The organism is Paenibacillus sp. FSL K6-1318, from assembly GCF_037976905.1.
In the GTDB taxonomy this organism is placed as follows: Bacteria; Bacillota; Bacilli; order Paenibacillales; family Paenibacillaceae; genus Paenibacillus; species Paenibacillus amylolyticus_A.
Map to the genome: position 1 here is coordinate 2,052,334 of NZ_CP150270.1, position 16,104 is coordinate 2,068,437.

16 protein-coding genes are annotated in these 16,104 nt (G+C 45.4%); 10 read left to right on the top strand and 6 right to left on the bottom strand.

What is annotated here, in order from left to right; genetic code table 11:
* Positions 1-87 precede the first annotated feature (87 nt).
* The 6 genes from NYE45_RS09180 (at position 88) to NYE45_RS09205 (ending at position 5,347) form a co-directional block, all read left to right on the top strand.
* On the top strand, positions 88-1,173 hold the full coding sequence (locus NYE45_RS09180; protein ID WP_340017342.1) for an HD-GYP domain-containing protein: 1,086 nt from the start codon (positions 88-90) through the stop codon (positions 1,171-1,173).
* A gap of 220 nt (positions 1,174-1,393) precedes the next feature.
* Positions 1,394-2,530, top strand: a complete 1,137-nt coding sequence (gene yfkAB, locus NYE45_RS09185) for a radical SAM/CxCxxxxC motif protein YfkAB (protein WP_091032604.1) — start codon at positions 1,394-1,396, stop codon at positions 2,528-2,530.
* 46 nt (positions 2,531-2,576) lie between these two features.
* Positions 2,577-3,929, top strand: a complete 1,353-nt coding sequence (locus NYE45_RS09190) for a hemolysin family protein (protein WP_340016449.1) — start codon at positions 2,577-2,579, stop codon at positions 3,927-3,929.
* Between the two features lie 244 nt (positions 3,930-4,173).
* On the top strand, positions 4,174-4,413 hold the full coding sequence (locus tag NYE45_RS09195; protein ID WP_036609912.1) for a spore coat associated protein CotJA: 240 nt from the start codon (positions 4,174-4,176) through the stop codon (positions 4,411-4,413).
* Positions 4,403-4,678, top strand: a complete 276-nt coding sequence (locus NYE45_RS09200; protein WP_036609910.1) for a spore coat protein CotJB — start codon at positions 4,403-4,405, stop codon at positions 4,676-4,678. The genes NYE45_RS09195 and NYE45_RS09200 overlap by 11 nt, the downstream gene beginning before the upstream one ends.
* Positions 4,679-4,777: 99 nt before the next feature.
* The gene (locus NYE45_RS09205) at positions 4,778-5,347 is read left to right on the top strand and encodes a manganese catalase family protein (RefSeq protein ID WP_340016450.1); all 570 of its coding nucleotides are present in this window, start codon (positions 4,778-4,780) and stop codon (positions 5,345-5,347) included.
* Positions 5,348-5,517: 170 nt separating this feature from the next.
* Here NYE45_RS09205 and NYE45_RS09210 read toward each other — a convergent pair whose 3' ends face one another.
* The 4 genes from NYE45_RS09210 to NYE45_RS09225 all read right to left on the bottom strand — a co-directional run bounded on the left by NYE45_RS09210 (position 5,518) and on the right by NYE45_RS09225 (position 9,115).
* Positions 5,518-6,510: a 3-oxoacyl-[acyl-carrier-protein] synthase III C-terminal domain-containing protein gene (locus tag NYE45_RS09210; protein ID WP_340016451.1), complete on the bottom strand. Its 993-nt coding sequence runs from the start codon at positions 6,508-6,510 to the stop codon at positions 5,518-5,520.
* 54 nt (positions 6,511-6,564) lie between these two features.
* Positions 6,565-6,915: a hypothetical protein gene (locus NYE45_RS09215; RefSeq protein ID WP_340016452.1), complete on the bottom strand. Its 351-nt coding sequence runs from the start codon at positions 6,913-6,915 to the stop codon at positions 6,565-6,567.
* A gap of 187 nt (positions 6,916-7,102) precedes the next feature.
* Positions 7,103-7,471, bottom strand: coding sequence for a carboxymuconolactone decarboxylase family protein (locus NYE45_RS09220; protein ID WP_076330326.1), 369 nt, complete (start codon positions 7,469-7,471; stop codon positions 7,103-7,105).
* A gap of 12 nt (positions 7,472-7,483) precedes the next feature.
* The gene (locus NYE45_RS09225; protein ID WP_340016453.1) at positions 7,484-9,115 is read right to left on the bottom strand and encodes a thiamine pyrophosphate-binding protein; all 1,632 of its coding nucleotides are present in this window, start codon (positions 9,113-9,115) and stop codon (positions 7,484-7,486) included.
* A gap of 350 nt (positions 9,116-9,465) precedes the next feature.
* Here NYE45_RS09225 and NYE45_RS09230 point away from each other — a divergent pair, with 350 nt between their 5' ends.
* The 3 genes from NYE45_RS09230 to NYE45_RS09240 all read left to right on the top strand — a co-directional run bounded on the left by NYE45_RS09230 (position 9,466) and on the right by NYE45_RS09240 (position 11,965).
* A complete protein-coding gene (locus NYE45_RS09230; RefSeq protein WP_340016454.1) occupies positions 9,466-10,494 on the top strand; it encodes a Gfo/Idh/MocA family oxidoreductase in 1,029 nt (342 codons plus the stop codon).
* A 97-nt stretch (positions 10,495-10,591) separates the two neighbouring features.
* Positions 10,592-11,491, top strand: a complete 900-nt coding sequence (locus NYE45_RS09235) for a hypothetical protein (RefSeq protein ID WP_340016455.1) — start codon at positions 10,592-10,594, stop codon at positions 11,489-11,491.
* A 24-nt stretch (positions 11,492-11,515) separates the two neighbouring features.
* A complete protein-coding gene (locus tag NYE45_RS09240; protein WP_340016456.1) occupies positions 11,516-11,965 on the top strand; it encodes a hypothetical protein in 450 nt (149 codons plus the stop codon).
* Between the two features lie 149 nt (positions 11,966-12,114).
* Here NYE45_RS09240 and NYE45_RS09245 read toward each other — a convergent pair whose 3' ends face one another.
* Positions 12,115-13,833: a methyl-accepting chemotaxis protein gene (locus NYE45_RS09245; RefSeq protein ID WP_340016457.1), complete on the bottom strand. Its 1,719-nt coding sequence runs from the start codon at positions 13,831-13,833 to the stop codon at positions 12,115-12,117.
* A 253-nt stretch (positions 13,834-14,086) separates the two neighbouring features.
* Here NYE45_RS09245 and NYE45_RS09250 point away from each other — a divergent pair, with 253 nt between their 5' ends.
* Positions 14,087-14,812, top strand: a complete 726-nt coding sequence (locus NYE45_RS09250) for an HAD hydrolase-like protein (RefSeq protein ID WP_340016458.1) — start codon at positions 14,087-14,089, stop codon at positions 14,810-14,812.
* Between the two features lie 96 nt (positions 14,813-14,908).
* On the opposite strand, the gene NYE45_RS09255 is transcribed toward NYE45_RS09250, so the two are convergent.
* Positions 14,909-16,087, bottom strand: coding sequence for a YheC/YheD family protein (locus NYE45_RS09255; protein WP_340016459.1), 1,179 nt, complete (start codon positions 16,085-16,087; stop codon positions 14,909-14,911).
* Between the last annotated feature and the right edge of the window lie 17 nt (positions 16,088-16,104).

The window sequence follows — 16,104 nt, forward strand, 5'->3', positions numbered from 1 at the left end:
TGTAGCGGCGGCTAGTGGTAATTACATCTACGGAGCGGGAGAGGATAGGCTGTGCGTTTAGTACATATAAACTTATTGCAGCCTGGCATGAAGCTGGGGAAACGTATTTATAGTGAAGAAGGCCTGGTATTACTTAGTGAGGATGTTGAGCTGACGAGCCGACTGATTGGGCGTCTCAAGGATCTTGGGGTCGGTTATGTGTATATCAAAGATGCTGCGACCGAGGATATCATTGTTCCAGATATGTTGCAGGAAGAGACCCGAAGGAAGGCACTGGTAGAGATCAAGCAGCAATTTCAGAGCATGTCCGGTATGAAAACGAAGAATCAGATTCCTCATTTCGGCAAAGCGCTTAGTGGTGTGATGAATACCATTCTGGAAGACATCGGCAGTCAGAAGGAAGCCATGATTATGCTGATGGACATGAACTCCAGTGATTTTGACCTGTATAATCATTCGCTGAATGTATGTGTGTATACACTGGTTCTTGGTGTCGCTTCGGGTTACACACGCCAGCAATTAATGGAGATTGGTCTGGGTGCCTTGTTGCATGATATTGGCAAGACACAGATTGCACCAGAAATCCTGAACAAACCCTCCAGATTGAGTGACGAGGAATTCAAAATCATTCAGCAGCACACTACATATGGTCACCGCATTCTCAAAGACGAGCCAGGTATTCCGCTTCTATCTGCGCATTGTGCATTACAGCATCATGAACGAATTGATGGCAGCGGATATCCCTTTGGCCTGAAGGATAAAGAGATTCATGAGTATGCCAAGTGGATTGCACTTGCTGATTCGTATGATGCCATGACGACGAATCGGGTGTACAAGCAAGCCTTGCTGCCACATCAGGCCGTAGAGGTGCTGTATACTGGCTCAGGAACGCTTTATGAACAACGTATGCTGGAGAAGTTCAGAGATTGTGTAGCAATCTACCCTGTGGGTCTTTCAGTTACGCTCAGCACAGGAGAAGTCGGGGTCGTCGCATCGATTCATTCGCGCGTTCCTCAACGTCCGCTGATCCGGGTTCTCAAGGATGCGGAGGGCCAGACCTTATCTTCGCCTTACGAAATCAACCTTCTGACAGCACTGTCTGTGATGATCACAGGTGTAGAGGGTGTGGAGGATACACCTTCATCTGCCCAAAGTGAACGGTTGGAAAGCTGAACAAGCTTGGAAATGATTAGCGCTCATGTCGTAATATCGGGGCCGTTTCGTGATTCGGCCCGGAGTTACCTGAGTGTTTTTTGTCATGTAATGGACAGGGTCTACGTATGCCGAAGCAATCAAAATTGTGCTATGATAAAAGATAACTCCAAAAAGAGAAACACAAGGTATGATGTAAATAAAACTTTTTAGGTTAATAAAAGGAATAAGGTGAAGAACAATGACCATGCTAAACTCAGGATCGGTACAACCGATGCCTTTATCTCCGACGAATGATCCGTGGGATCCGATCGGCTCTCTGCGTACATATGGACGCCATGTGTTGACCAGTGTAGAAATGACTGTGACACATCTGTGCAACATGAGGTGTGAGCACTGTGCCGTGGGAGATATGCTTACGATGCGTGAAGCACCGGCTCTTCCGTTACCCCTGATGCTGAAACGATTGGATGAAGTCGAGCATCTGCAGACGATTAGTCTGACGGGTGGCGAGCCAAGCTTTAGCCAGAAAACAGTGGATGAGATGATTATCCCACTGCTCAAATATGCCAAGGAACGTGGAATCCGTTCCCAGATCAATTCCAACTTAACGCTGGATATCAGCCGATATGAGCAACTTTTGCCGTATCTGGACGTTATGCATATCTCCTTCAACTACCTGAATGCTGACGATTTCCATCAAGTCGGATTTGCGAATAGTGGCAGACCTGTGAAACGTGAAGTAGCGGTGAAGATGTATGAGAAAATGATTGAAAATTCCCGCAAATTAAGTGAAGCAGGCATGTTTATCTCTGCCGAGTCCATGATTAACTTCCGTACACACGACAAACTGGATGGTATCCATCAATTGATTCGTGAGATGGGCTGTGTTCGTCATGAGGTGCATCCGATGTATAATTCGAACTTTGCTTCGTCACTACCGGTTTTATCACTGGACCATATGAGAGCAGCGATTCATCGTTTGCTTGATGTGCGTGACAAGGATATGTGGATGCTCTTCGGTACCCTGCCATTCTTCGCGTGCAGTGCGGCAGAGCAGGATCGGGAACTGATCAATCGACTATATAGCGAGCCAAATGTGACGGTACGTAATGATCCGGACGGACGTAACCGGGTTAACGTCAACATGTTTACGGGCAATGTGTATGTAACGGATTTTGCAGACATTCCGGCATTTGGCAACATTCGTGATCGTAAACTGGATGATGTGTTCCATGAATGGTCAGCTGAACATCCGTTGAATCAAACGGTCAACTGCCATTGTGATATTGCATCCTGTTGCGGACCAAACCTGCTGGTGGCAGATATGTATTACAAAGGTGTGGATTTCAAATCGAGAAAGGCAATCACACGTTGATATTCCAGGTGTATTCCTGAAATAGATAGAAAAGGGGAGTTTCAACTTGGATATTCATACCGAATTTCATCTTGGGCAGCTGGTATTTAATCTGGTCTGTGTCTTTTTGCTCGTATTTTTGAATGGCGTATTTGTTGCAGCGGAATTTTCCCTTGTGAAAGTAAGGCAGACACGCTTAACTCAATTGCAGAGTGAAGGAAACCGTATGGCTGGTTACGCATTGAAGGTGAATAGTAAACTGGATTCCTATCTATCGGCAACTCAGTTCGGGATTACACTGACATCGCTTGGACTCGGGTGGCTGGGAGAACCGGCCATCTCCGAATTGCTCGTTGAGCCACTTATGTATAAGCTCGGCGTAGGAGATACAGGGCTTATATCGACGGTGTCTGTCATTATCGGTTTCTGTATCATTACGTTTCTGCATATTGTGCTGGGTGAGCTTGCGCCTAAATCATTGGCAATTCAAAAAACAGACGGAGTGGCATTGTTTTTATCTGCACCCTTGCTGTTGTTCTACAAAATTTTCTTCCCCTTCATCTGGGTACTGAATGTATCGGCTAATGCATTGCTGCGTCTGGCGGGTATCGAGCCTGCCAGTGAAGGAGAAGCACACTCGGAAGATGAACTTCGTATTTTGATGAAGCAGAGTGCCAAGAGTGGTGTCATCGATAAAGATGAGATCAAACTGATGGACAACATCTTTGATTTCTCCGATATGCTGGCACGTGAAGTGATGCTGCCACGTACAGACATGGATTGCCTGTATACCCATATGTCTTTGGAAGAGAACCTGAAGATTATTAATGCAACCAAACATTCCCGGTATCCTGTGGCAGTGGAAGACAAGGATGAGATTATTGGATTTATCCACATCACTGATCTGCTGCTGGCTGACCCGGAGCAACAACTTGATCTCGCTTCACTTGTCCGTCCTATCTTGAACGTTCCTGAATCCATGGAAATCAGCCATGTGCTTCGTCTGATGCAGAAGAAACATTCTCAGATGACACTGGTGGTTGACGAATATGGCGGTACGGCGGGGCTGCTGACAGCCGAAGAGATTCTGGAAGAGATCGTTGGAGACCTGTATGACGAGTTTGAGGATGAGCGTCCGCATATGGAACGCAGTGGTGATTCATTTTCCGTTGATGGTCGATCTCTTATTGAAGAGGTTCATAAGTGGACCGGAGCCGTCATTGAAGATGAAGAAGTGGATACCATTGGCGGATGGCTGTTCAAAGAGCTTGGAGGAAGTCCGGCTAAGGGCAAAACGCAGGAAATGAACGGATACGTCTTTGAAGTGGAAGAGTCCACTCGTTTGCGAATAACCCGGGTTCGAGTGTACAAGCAATCTGTCCCTCAAGATATGAAATCGGAAGAAAAACCGGCAGAATAGTTCTCATTACAGGACGCAGATTATGGAAATCTGCAAAGATAGAGACCTTCGGATGTTACCTGAAAAGGTAGCGAACCGAGGGTCTTTTTTTATTGGAGCGAGAAAGCGGAGAATTTCTGGGCTTCGTTCAGGCGAATTTCGGATTAACTTTGGGGACAGCGTCATATGGTTATAGTGACGGGAAATGGGAAGGACCTCAGTAGTATTCAGTTGCACCAATGATGTAATAAGGAGGCGTTGTTCTGTGAAAGATCCGCAGCTTCGTGCTTACGCCCCTTTTGTGGGGCCGTTTGATCCTTGTCCGCCGGTAGCGATTCGGACGTATCTGGTACCTCCGCAATTGTTTATTCCATTTCAGCCCATGGGCTGGCCGCAGTACAGTCCGGCAGAAGCGTTAAGATTGGGAACCTTATGGCCTGCATTATACAGCCCTTATACACCGGCGAGATCGAAGGGAAGGAAGGTGGAAGTGGATGGAACCTGAAGTACCGAAACCCTGTGATGCTAAATACTACGAGTTGCTTGAAGAACTTCAGGCGCTGGATTTCGTGTTAGTTGAACTGAATCTGTACCTGGACACCCATCCAGGAGACTTCCAAAGCATTGAGCAGTACAACAAGTTCAGCCAGGAGCGAATGCGGGTAGCGCATGAATTTCAGCAGTTGTACGGACCGTTGATGAATTTTGGGCATGCGTTCTCCAAATATCCGTGGGAATGGTCTCAGACACCTTGGCCATGGCAAGTGTGACGCACCAGCCCCGGGTTTCCTCGCAAGACTATCAGTTCGGGAAGCTCGGGGCGGCCGAAGAAGGAATGTATTTTGATAACGTAGAGGGAGGCGTCTGGCATGTGGGTGTATGAGAAAAAACTGCAATATCCCGTAAGGGTTAGTAAATGTGATCCTCATATGGCAAAATTGCTAGCGGAACAGTACGGAGGAGCGGATGGGGAACTCGCGGCGGCACTGCGGTATTTGAACCAGCGATATGCGATTCCGGACAAAATTATTGGGCTACTGACGGACATAGGCACGGAGGAATTCGCTCACTTGGAAATGATTGCCACCATGATCTACAAGCTGACAAAGGACGCTTCGGTAGAACAGTTGCAAGAAGCGGGACTTGGGCCGAACTATGCGCAGCGTGACTCTGCTTTGTTTTATACGAATTCCTCGGGAGTACCATTTACAGCAGCTTATATCGCTTCGAAGGGTGATCCGATCGCGGATTTGTACGAGGACATTGCAGCAGAAGAGAAAGCCAGGGCTACATATCAATGGTTGATCGACCTGACCGATGACGTGGATCTGCAGGATAGTCTGAAGTTTCTGCGGGAACGGGAGATCGTACATTCCTTGCGTTTTCGGGAGGCGGTAGAGATTCTGAAAGACGATCGGGAGACAAAGAAGATTTTCTGAACAGGTGAAAATAGGAACCTGGCAGTCCGATGAGGGCTGCTTTTTGCTTTGAAGTTATAGAGACGGAAAGAAGTTACGCGTGCTGAAATATGGATTGCTTTCCGATAAAAAAGACGATCCACTTTGGAAGAAAAGGGATCGTCCTGGTTATTATTTTGGCGAATAAAGGCCTAAAACTCTACCACCATGGCAACATTTTGCCACCCGGCTCCAACGGTCCAGAACAGCACTTTGTCACCACGCTGAATCTGACCTGATGTAACCGCTCGATGCATTGCGATGAATGGACTGCTGGTGGAGGTATATCCGAATTCGTCTCCGATGTAGACGGCAATATCATCACCGATGCCAACGTTCGCGGAGACAGCCCGAATGTTTCCAATGCTTAGTTGAGAGAAGCAGGCCGCTTTGATCTCGTCTGGTTCAATCTCGTTGCGTGTCAGCAGGGTACGAATGGACTCCGAAGCGGCATCCACGCAGATGGAATCATCAAATGGGATGAATTTCACATGAAAAGCACCTGCATCTACACCCGTTTTGCCCAGTTTCGCCAGGCCTTCTGCAGGAAAGAGTGAGTTACCATACACACAGGTATCCGTCTGATAGATTGAATCAATGAAACCGACAGCATGTTCATCCCGCTCAACAATAACTGCTGCTGCTGCATCACCGAAATTGGCGAAGTATACGGGATCATCCGGACTGGCGTGAGGAGCCACGTAATCCGAGCCGATGATTAAGGCACGCCGAATTCGAGGATTACCCAACATCTGTCGGCTAACTTGTTCAAAAGCAGCGGTCATGCCTGCACAGTTAGCGTTGCTGTCAATGCAGATCGTGTGAGAAGCGCCATTAATCAGGCGATGAATCATCAAGGAATTCGTAGGAAAGATGTATTCTGGCGTTTGGCTTGCATAAGCAATCAGATCAATATCTGCACCGGTAAGTCCGGTTTTTTCCAATAGATTACTGGCTGCCTCAAAGGCCATGCTTAGTGAGTTTTCGTCATCGTTGTCAATTTTATAACGTGTATCACGACCAAGTGCCTTTAACAATCCACGAATATCTACACCTCTTGCGTCAAAATGTTCAATGTAAAAGTCATTGTGCACCTTGGTTGCTGGATGATAGATATCGATATCTACAATACGAATTCCGGCCATCTTCATTCTCCTCTTGAGCGGAAGGGTGAATTCACAGCTTGTCCGCCTGGTTTATTAAGTGGTAACGGTAGATATGATTTCGAGATTGTTCAGGCCTACAGACCGACCCAGCCTGGACAATTGCATTTTTAGAATCGCGTTGTTCTCGAGGGTCAACACGACTTTTTTGAATTCGTCTTTTTTGAACATCTGAAGGCATCCTTCCAGAAGAGGCACAATCTCCGGAGCAGTAACATTCAACTTTTTGCAATCGATGTTCAGGTCATACTCCTTGGTATTAATAGGAGCGATCGTATCCTGATAGGCCGAGATGGAACGCAAACCGTCTTCTTGAGAGAAAGAACCCTCCAGTTCAATGTTTAACACCTTGTTCGGAACGTCAGTCTTAAGAATGAAATTTCCCATGCTTGATCTCTCTCCTTTAAATGAGTTAAGGCTATCCTGCTAATGGATACACAGCCCCGTGGGACCTCTGCTGAAAGCTTCTTAGATGCGAGCTGGTTCGAAGGATAATTTAACCACATTATAAAGGTATGAATGTAAAAAGATCAATAAAAAAGTCGAATGGTGTATAAAAATGTAGAAAAGTGAATTACTGTATTTCTTCCAAGGTGGCAAGCAATATATTAAATGCACTTATAATGCGTGGAGCACCTACACAAGGCGCCAGATGTAGCAATATTCCCTTGAGCTGATCCACGGTCACTCCCACGCTGAGAGCCATCGTGTAATGCACCCCCAATTGTTCATACTGTCCTTGGGTGATCAGCGAAGAGATAATGGCAACTTCCTTCCATTGATCCGTAATCGTGGTGCGCTGAAAAATATCCCCATATGCCGTCCCCATAATAAATTCGGATAATTCGGGAAAATGTTCTTTGATGGGTGCGAGGGCTTTAGCGCCGTACTCACCAGAAAGTTTAGCAAAACGGTCCAGTCCCTGAGCCACATGTTCACTCATGATATGCTCCTCCTAATTCAAAGTAACGGTGCGATGAGCTGTAGGTGGAATCTCATCGCGATCGGTCAGTAGCTCAATGACAGCCACTTGATTCAACGTCTGTGCTATGTTCAGCGCAGATGAGAATTCGGCAAGGGTTTCTGCACGGAATGCAACAGCACCCAGAGATTCGGCAAACTTGGCTGCGTCCATAGGAACTTCAAACAGGGTGCCATCGATTCTGCCTGTTGTTTTTTCCATTCCTTTGAGTGCCATGTCCAGTTGTTTGTTGTTGACGACAATAAAAATAACATTCAGATTGTTGCATACTGCGGTATTGATCTCCGTGCCAAGCATCATAAAACATCCATCTCCGGTGATGCATACAACGGTCTCTTCAGGTGAAGCGGCTTTCGCACCTATCGCCATACCAATGGCATTACCCATGCATGCAAAGTACGCGTCAAAAACAAAGCTGCCGGGTTTCTTGACTTTATATCGCTGAACCGCATGAAATCCATGGCTGCCATCATCGACAAACAGCTTATGATCGTAAGGAAGCAGTTCACTCATCCCGTCCAGCACAGAAGCCAGAGACAGGCGGGGCAGATCCGGTAAAGGTACAGTGTAATCTATGGGGGTCGTGCTTCTCTTTGGAGAAGAATGCTCTACGAGTGTTCCCAGCAAATATTGCATGTTGTCCTTCAAATCACCCGTGATATGTAAGGTTTGAGCGCTCAGAATCTTACCGACAAACGTAGGATCAGCGTCGAATTGAATGAGATGTTCCGGGTGGTTCTCAGGCTTTAAGTTGCAGATGGTCATATCACTCAGACGTGAACCGAGTACGATATAAAGGTCACTTTGGTTCAGCATGTCGTCTGCATGCGGGAAACCTCCAACACCACAAGGTCCATGGTACAGGGGATGGTCCCACGCAATCGCTCCTTTTCCACCAGGAGTCGTAATGACGGGAATGTTGAACGATTCGGCCAAATGAAGCAATTCATCATGAGCTCTGGCACGACTTACACCTTTACCAGCAATAATTAAGGGACGTTTGGATTGTTGAATTAGAGGAAGAATGCGATTCAGGTTAGATACGCTAAGAAGAGGTTCCGGTTCGGGAATGACAATCCGGCATTGTGATAACAATTCAGTTTGTACGTCAAAAGGTAGACAAAGGTGAACAGGGCCTTTATTGGGGCCAAGTGCAATGGAAAGGGCATGATTCAGTAGGGTGCCGAAGTGATCTCCGCGTTCTACCAGTTTACTGAACAGCGTGGCAGGCCTGAACATTTCGGCCAGATCAGCCAGATAGGAAGAGGAATCCTGACACTGGGGAAGCCCCAGTTCCTGAATGGATTGATGACCTGTAATAAACAGTACGGGCAGATTGTTGGCCTTCGCATGGGCTGCGGCAGTAAGCAGATTGGTTCCGCCCGGACCGGATGTGGCAAAAGCAACGCCAAGCTTGCCCGTCTGAAGGGCATAACCGGATGCGGCAAAACCTGAGCTGGATTCATGACGGCCTGGAATGAATTCTAATCCGTAATCCACCATCTTCAGGACAGCAGGACAGATGGATTTACCAATAATACCAAAGACATGAGTAACGCCTAGATTACGCAGAGTTTCTGCCAAATAGTCCGCAACTGTTCTCATACGGGACACCTCGCTTCATGAAATAGGTTATTAGAACCATACGCGTATTCCATTATTTGAATGCAAGTCGTTGTCTAAGGTTGTCAGAGGAAATATATGCTTGTTATTAGGAAGAGTATCTTTTTTTGTGGTTTTTTGTCAACCTATTTTATAAGTCAAAGTTCCTGATTCTTAAGTTGGTAACGCTTAAAGTGTTGCTGGGTAAAGTAAAAATAAATGGTTATATATTCCTGCAACAAATTACCCACTCAAGTTATAGATACAATTAATGTAAAATAATGACTGAAAATGGTGGTTTTCAGTCGGTGAAATAATATCGTAGAAAGAGGAGGATCTTTATTTTCGCAATAGTGTATAGCGTTGGCAATACGTTGCTTTCTGCTATACTGGAATGGATTGGGGTGAATGGAGTGACAGTGATGAAGATGGCTCTGATTGGGCTGGGTAAAATGGGATTACATATGGTCCATCAAGTTGAGAATACGAAGATGGACACAAAGATTGAGATTGTAGCGGTGTGTGATGCGAATGAGGAAGGTCTGGCGGCTTTTGCAGCTTCTCATTCGGGGGTTAGAACGTATACGGATTACAAGCAATTGATGAATGAACATCAGATTGATCTGCTGTATATTGCAGTTCCGCCGAAATTTCATCATCCGGTTGTCATGGAGGCGCTGGAGCGCAAAATTCATGTGTTCTGTGAGAAACCGCTTGCCAATAGTGTGGAAGAAGCGAAAGAGATGCTGGATGCAGCGCAACAATCGGATGTCGTTCATGCCATCCATTTCTCTATGCCACACGAACCTTCAGTATTGAAACTGCAAGAGATGATTGAGCAAGGCACCGTGGGCACGATTCGCAAAATAGACCTGATTCTACAATTTCCACAGTGGCCACGATCATGGCAACAGAATGCATGGATTACGAGCCGTGAACAGGGCGGATTTATTCTTGAAGTGGGAATTCACTGGATTCATATGATTCAAAAAGTGTTTGGTGCAGTCCGGGTAGTAAGCACTCAGGTTCAATATCCTGAAAATGGGGATTGTGAGCTTGAAGTACAGGCTGCTCTGGAACTGGAAGACGGCACCCGAATTCAGCTCAACGGTATTTCTCAATTTGCCGGGGAAGAACGTGTATCCATGATGGTATACGGCACAGAAGGTACGATTGCTCTGGAAAATTGGGATGAATTGAAGAGTGGCCTGATGGGGCAACCACTATCTCCAGTGGAAGTGCTTGAATCCGACAGTGAACTCCCTGTTCTTAAACATGTCATTGCTCGTATACAAGGCAAACCAGCCAGAATATATGATTTTAACGATGGGTATCAGGCGCAATTGGTGCTTGAAGCACTACGGAACACGGAAATAAAGTGATCAATTTAATTTAATATGAATTAGAATTAAGTCTGTATTTAATGTTTAATTTTTCTTCGTTTGTGGTAATCAAGATATACTACAAAGGAGGTATATTATGGTAAATGGTAAAAAACTAATAATATCTTTATGTTTATTTTTATGTGTCCCCACTCAGATTTTCGCAGAAGAAGATAATCGGAGTGAAAAGGAAAAACTTATTGTGCAAAGTTATGGGATTTCATCTGAATTTGCTAGTGATTTAACTGATGATGATTTAGAGAAACTTCTGGCAAAAGAACCAAGATTGAAATCTAATAAAGACGAATATTTTAAACTGGTACACTTAGTAGATGGAGATAATCAAATAATGAGGTCTTTTAACGAGGACAACTCCAATACAACAGTTACCAAAGTAACTAGAGAAGAAGCTTTAAAAGAAATAGCTAAAGAAATGCAAAGTGAAGTCTCAACACAGAGTGTTGGGGATAGTAAAACTACAACAACATCGTGGCTAAGACTTGAAACAAACATGACTTATTACAATACTAATGGTCAGGTTTCGGTGAGATTTCAATGGCTTAAAAATGCTTATTATAACAAAGAGGATATTCTGGCCATTGGCCTCAGTAACAATGTAGCACCTCTAAATAATACAGCTAGTTTCGTTCATAAAACCGATACTTATAATCCACTGAATATGGACTGGCGTGAGTATTCAGAGAATAATGCAACATTACGATACCATCCTGGCGGCGTCACTGCTCAGTTTAATTTGTTTTCACCAGCAATGAATTACAGGGATGAGAGAGGATATCTTAGTTTTACCGTCAAACCTAGGGAAAGTGGTAAATGGACCTTAAACTCATTTTATGATACTTTAGGATACTATAGACACCAAGAGAAAGTTTTTTCAATTTCACCTAGCGTTTCTATTCCAATAGGAGGTTCTTTGTCATTAAATCAACAAGATAAGTTTTCAGAAGTGGATAGTTTCGCTCAACTACAATATAAATAATATACTTTCAAGGGAGTGAAGCAGATGGGGGCAAAAAAATGGCCTTTCTATATCATCATCCTACTCATTCTCTCCAATTTGGCTATATCCTATATGTTCTGGAATTCGAACATCCAGTATGATCGACTTCAGGATAAAATGAATCAATCTTTTACAACGTATGCGGAGAATATTCAGGATCAATTACAAAAAAATGCTGAACAGGGTTTGGAAGAAGAAATGTACCAGTATCAAGCGGCAGCTTCCAAATTAAATGCGGTAGCTACAGGCACAACCTATTACCGTGAACAGCCGCTAGTAGGAAATGTTTCAATGAATCTTGAACGATTTTTTAGAGACTATCCACGCTACCAGCATAAGTTGACTGTGTCAGAGATAGAAACTTTACAGGAATTGTTATCGGAGTGGATTACGAAGCCTGCAGATTCAGACACGAATAACAAGCTTAATGATTTCCTTGTTTTGCAAAAATAAAAAATAACCAGTAACTATATACAAAACACCCTCAGAGTAACTTTCACTCTGAGGGTGTTTTGTATATGCCTCTGAAATGGAATCAAAAAAGATGATTTCTATAAATAAAAAAAACATCTTTTCTTCAGCTCAGCTGTATCAGTAAGAGTTTAAGCAAGCTTAAATCGTTTAACCAGTTGATCAAGCGCGTCGGACATTTCATTTAATTGTTTGGATGTATCCGACATTTCCTGGAGAGAAGCAAGTTGCTCCTCTGTCATCGCGGATACTTCTTCCGTGGCTGATGCCGTATCTTCCACTACAGCCGATACTTCGGTGATGGACTTCATTACAGCCTCACTTCCGGAAGTGAGTTCCTCGACAACAGCGGATACATCCAGCACCTCACCACTGAGATCATGAATATGCTGAGTAATGGTTGAAAAAGCATTACCTGCATCCTCGATGGTTTGTAACCCTTCATTCACATGAAGTGTGCTCTCATCAACCACCTGCACCGTACTTTGAACACCAGCGACCACGGTTTCCAATATGCTTGTGATTTCTTTGGCTGAGGTTGCGCTTTGGTCTGCCAGATTACGGATTTCCGAGGCAACAACGGCGAATCCACGTCCATTTTCCCCGGCGCGAGCAGCTTCAATTCCGGCGTTAAGTGCAAGCAGATTGGTTTGTCTTGCAATACCTGACATGGAATCTGCAATGTTGATCACTTGATCAGACATCTTCGAAATGTCGTTAATGGCTTCCTGTACAGAGAGGAAGGATTGCTCAATGGAACTCATTTTGCCTACAGCATTATCAATACGCTGTTGCCCATCCACAGCAATGGATTCGGTACGCACGGCACGTTCAGCCACGTCAGCTGCCGAGGAGGCGACACGATTAAGCCCAGTGAGGGATTGCTGCATCGCAGCTACCATTGTTTGAGTTAGAGCAACCTGTTCGTCAGCGCCTTCAGCGACGCGTTCCATAGCAGTAGCAACTTCTTTTCCGGCAATATGACTATCGGAGACCCCTTTATCCAATCGATCCGAAGCTGTGCTCAGAGTCATGGCATTGCTCTGAACATCCAGCATCATTTGCTGCAAACCAGCGAGCATGATATTGGCTGACTCCGCAAGTTCACGGGTTTCGTCTCTCATTGGGGTAGCGATTCTCAGCGTCAGGTCACCATTGGAAGAACCGATGTCATTCAGGGCTTGCTTCACAGTACGGATGTTTCTAACAATGGCACGGGACAAAATTAACGCAGTGATGAACGATATAATGGCGACAACGAGAAGTGCCCCGTACAGTTCCAAGTTCAGTATGTTGTTTTTCTGCTTGAGCGCTTCTGTACGGGTATCGGTCAGCGTAAGCTCGTTGGTACGAAACGTATCAAGGGCGGAGCGTATTTGGTCCATATCTCGTTTACCTGGGTCATTGGCAAAGAAATCTAGAATGGCTTGCGTATTATTCGCTTGGCGAAGGGCAACTACAGGTTCACCAGCGATCTGAATCCAGTTCTCCATATTACTATGTATGTCTTCCAAGAGTGCGGTTTGGGCCGGGTTGTCCGAAATTAATAACGCAAGTTCATCTTTGAGAGTACCCAGCTCTTCTTTTCCTTTGGTGTAGGGATCGAGGTAATTGTCCTCACCAGTAATGACGTAACCACGTTGCCCCGTTTCCATGTCTACCATGTTTCTTTCGAGCTCATAGGTTAGGGCATGTACTCTCATATCGTGATCGACCAGAAAATCCAGTTCCTCTTGAAGCTTACTTGTACTGCTCTGAATCAGGAGAATGCAACCGGCAAGTACAGCCAGTACAAGCAAATAACCCAATCCAATCTTATAAAAAATTTTGAAAGTCCTGCGCTTATTCATGTTTGTTATTCCTCTCTATGGGGTATATGTAATTGTCGAAAAAACTGGAAATTTGATTTTTATAGGCCTTTAGATTGGATGTCTAAAGCACTATTTTTTAGTATTATACGTAAAGAAAGTTTGTTTGTACATAGTTTGTTTAACTATCATATAATGTTTGTTGTTTTTGTATAAGGTTAGGGTTGCCGAGGTTTTACAATCGTTGGTTTACACGTTCAGATGTTATGTTTATCATGGAAAGGGAACAATTCAGATGACATATACATATCCCAATCCGAAAGGAACATTGGACATGACCAAAGAGACGGTATTACGCAAACCGGAAGCGATGATTTTTGACATGGATGGTACGCTGTTCCAGACAGAGACCCTGTTGTTGCCAGCGTACCAGCAGTTATTTGATACATTGCGTGCTGAAGGACATTTTGAAGGAGAAACCCCACCAGAGGAACGGATGCTGGGAAGTTTGGGCATGTTGCTCGAAGACATATGGAAAGTCGTTATGCCTGAGGCGCCGGAAGCGGCACATCGTCGTGCAGACGAACTACTGCTTCAACTGGAGATTGAGGGGCTCGATGAAGGTAGCTCCCAATTGTATCCTGGAGTGAAAGAAACGCTACAAGCATTGAAAGACCGAGGAATACGGCTGTTTGTTGCCAGTAATGGGCTGGAGGATTATGTGAAGGGGGTAGCGTTCGCACACGAGATTATGCCTTTCTTTGAAGGGGTATACAGTGCAGGCCAGTACAAGACGCCCTCCAAAATCAATTTAGTACAGATTCTGCTGGAGAAACATCGGATTCAGGACGCCTGGATGGTCGGGGATCGCTCCTCTGATGTGGAAGCGGGTAAAATGAACCATCAGACGGTCATCGGCTGTGCCTATGCCGGATTCGGTCGGGATGAGGAGCTAGCAGGCTCCGATGCGCTGATCTCTGATTTTAAGGAACTACTGCGTCTGTATGATGAAGCGGAATAAGCGAGTCAACGGATAAGAACGTCGATAATTATACGAGAGCGCCCAGGCCCGATATGTATCAGCGGGTTGGGCGCTCTTTTATTCGTGATCATCAGATCATCTCTTTTTGCGTGCTTTCTTCAATGCAGATGTTCTGTTGCTTGCAAGCCGGGTGGTTCTGATTTGTTTGACTGGGCGACTGGCCCGGTTACGGTATACCCATAATGCATATTCAAGCGGCTGAGTGATGGCCTTATAATATATATCCCGCTCACCGATGCGGGCGAATACTTCACGTGCAGGCTTGGGGTTAACTTCGAGCAGGTAGATACGACCGCTCTTGTCAATCGCCAAATCCAGTGCCAGCTCGCATAAGTCCCCATACGTATCTTCCAGAAACGAAGCGACATCAATCCCGAATTTCTCGGCCGTCGTGTTAATTTCTGCTCGAAGTTCCTCGTCAGCAATCCATTGCTTCATGAGTCGATTCATCGCTACAGCCTGACCCCCGCCATGCAGATTGGAGGTTACACTTTTCTCTGCACCCATGCGTCCTGCACATCCGGTAAGTTCCCATTGTCCCTCGCCGTTCTTCTGAACCAGCATGCGGTAATCATGCACCCGTCCATTGGGAAGCTGAAGTTGAATGCCCTTCTGTACAAGATATTTGTCTTTCATATTCCAGTGCTGGAGCAACGCACCTAGCCGTGATAGATGGACTTTGCGTGGCGTGATAATACGACGCTTCTGATCCCGTCCCTGAACAAGTACGGTATTCGCCTCGCTACTGCTGCGTTCAACGCGCAGAATACCACGTCCGCCGGTTCCGTTAATGGGTTTCAGGTAGACCAGAGAAGACGCTTTGAGCATCCGGTTCACATCGGACATATCCTGAAATAACACCGTTTCCGGCAGGTGTTCACGAAAGTTGGCTTTTTCCGAAAGGGTCTGATGGATGGTCCATTTATTACGCAGTGGTCTGTTCAGAAAGAGCAGATGTCCATATTTCTCCCGAAAAGCAAGCAGTTGCTGGAATCTGCGGTTACGCTGAATCCGGCAGCGATCAAAGATCAGATCCGGGAATGATCGCCATTCCCGAGACCAGCCTTTTTCCTCATGAAAAACCATCGCCTCAATCTGTTTGCCTCCTGGGTGTACGTCGGCAGGTGTGAATACATAGATATCGAGTCCCCGCTTGCGCCCCTCAAGAATCATTCTGCGATAGATGCTTCGTTCTTCAAGAGCGCGATGTTCATTTAAGTACAACGTCATAATGCCCAGAACAGGTGAGGACACAAACAATCACCTTCTTT

Bases quoted from the DNA above. Each gene is read 5' to 3' on its own strand.
- NYE45_RS09180 (WP_340017342.1), top strand. From the start codon at position 88: ATGAAGCTGGGGAAACGTATTTATAGTGAAGAAGGCCTGGTATTACTT.
- yfkAB (WP_091032604.1), top strand. From the start codon at position 1,394: ATGACCATGCTAAACTCAGGATCGGTACAACCGATGCCTTTATCTCCG.
- NYE45_RS09200 (WP_036609910.1), top strand. From the start codon at position 4,403: ATGGAACCTGAAGTACCGAAACCCTGTGATGCTAAATACTACGAGTTG.
- NYE45_RS09205 (WP_340016450.1), top strand. From the start codon at position 4,778: ATGTGGGTGTATGAGAAAAAACTGCAATATCCCGTAAGGGTTAGTAAA.
- NYE45_RS09210 (WP_340016451.1), bottom strand. From the start codon at position 6,510: ATGGCCGGAATTCGTATTGTAGATATCGATATCTATCATCCAGCAACC.
- NYE45_RS09215 (WP_340016452.1), bottom strand. From the start codon at position 6,915: ATGGGAAATTTCATTCTTAAGACTGACGTTCCGAACAAGGTGTTAAAC.
- NYE45_RS09220 (WP_076330326.1), bottom strand. From the start codon at position 7,471: ATGAGTGAACATGTGGCTCAGGGACTGGACCGTTTTGCTAAACTTTCT.
- NYE45_RS09225 (WP_340016453.1), bottom strand. From the start codon at position 9,115: ATGAGAACAGTTGCGGACTATTTGGCAGAAACTCTGCGTAATCTAGGC.
- NYE45_RS09235 (WP_340016455.1), top strand. From the start codon at position 10,592: ATGGTAAATGGTAAAAAACTAATAATATCTTTATGTTTATTTTTATGT.
- NYE45_RS09240 (WP_340016456.1), top strand. From the start codon at position 11,516: ATGGGGGCAAAAAAATGGCCTTTCTATATCATCATCCTACTCATTCTC.
- NYE45_RS09245 (WP_340016457.1), bottom strand. From the start codon at position 13,833: ATGAATAAGCGCAGGACTTTCAAAATTTTTTATAAGATTGGATTGGGT.
- NYE45_RS09250 (WP_340016458.1), top strand. From the start codon at position 14,087: ATGACATATACATATCCCAATCCGAAAGGAACATTGGACATGACCAAA.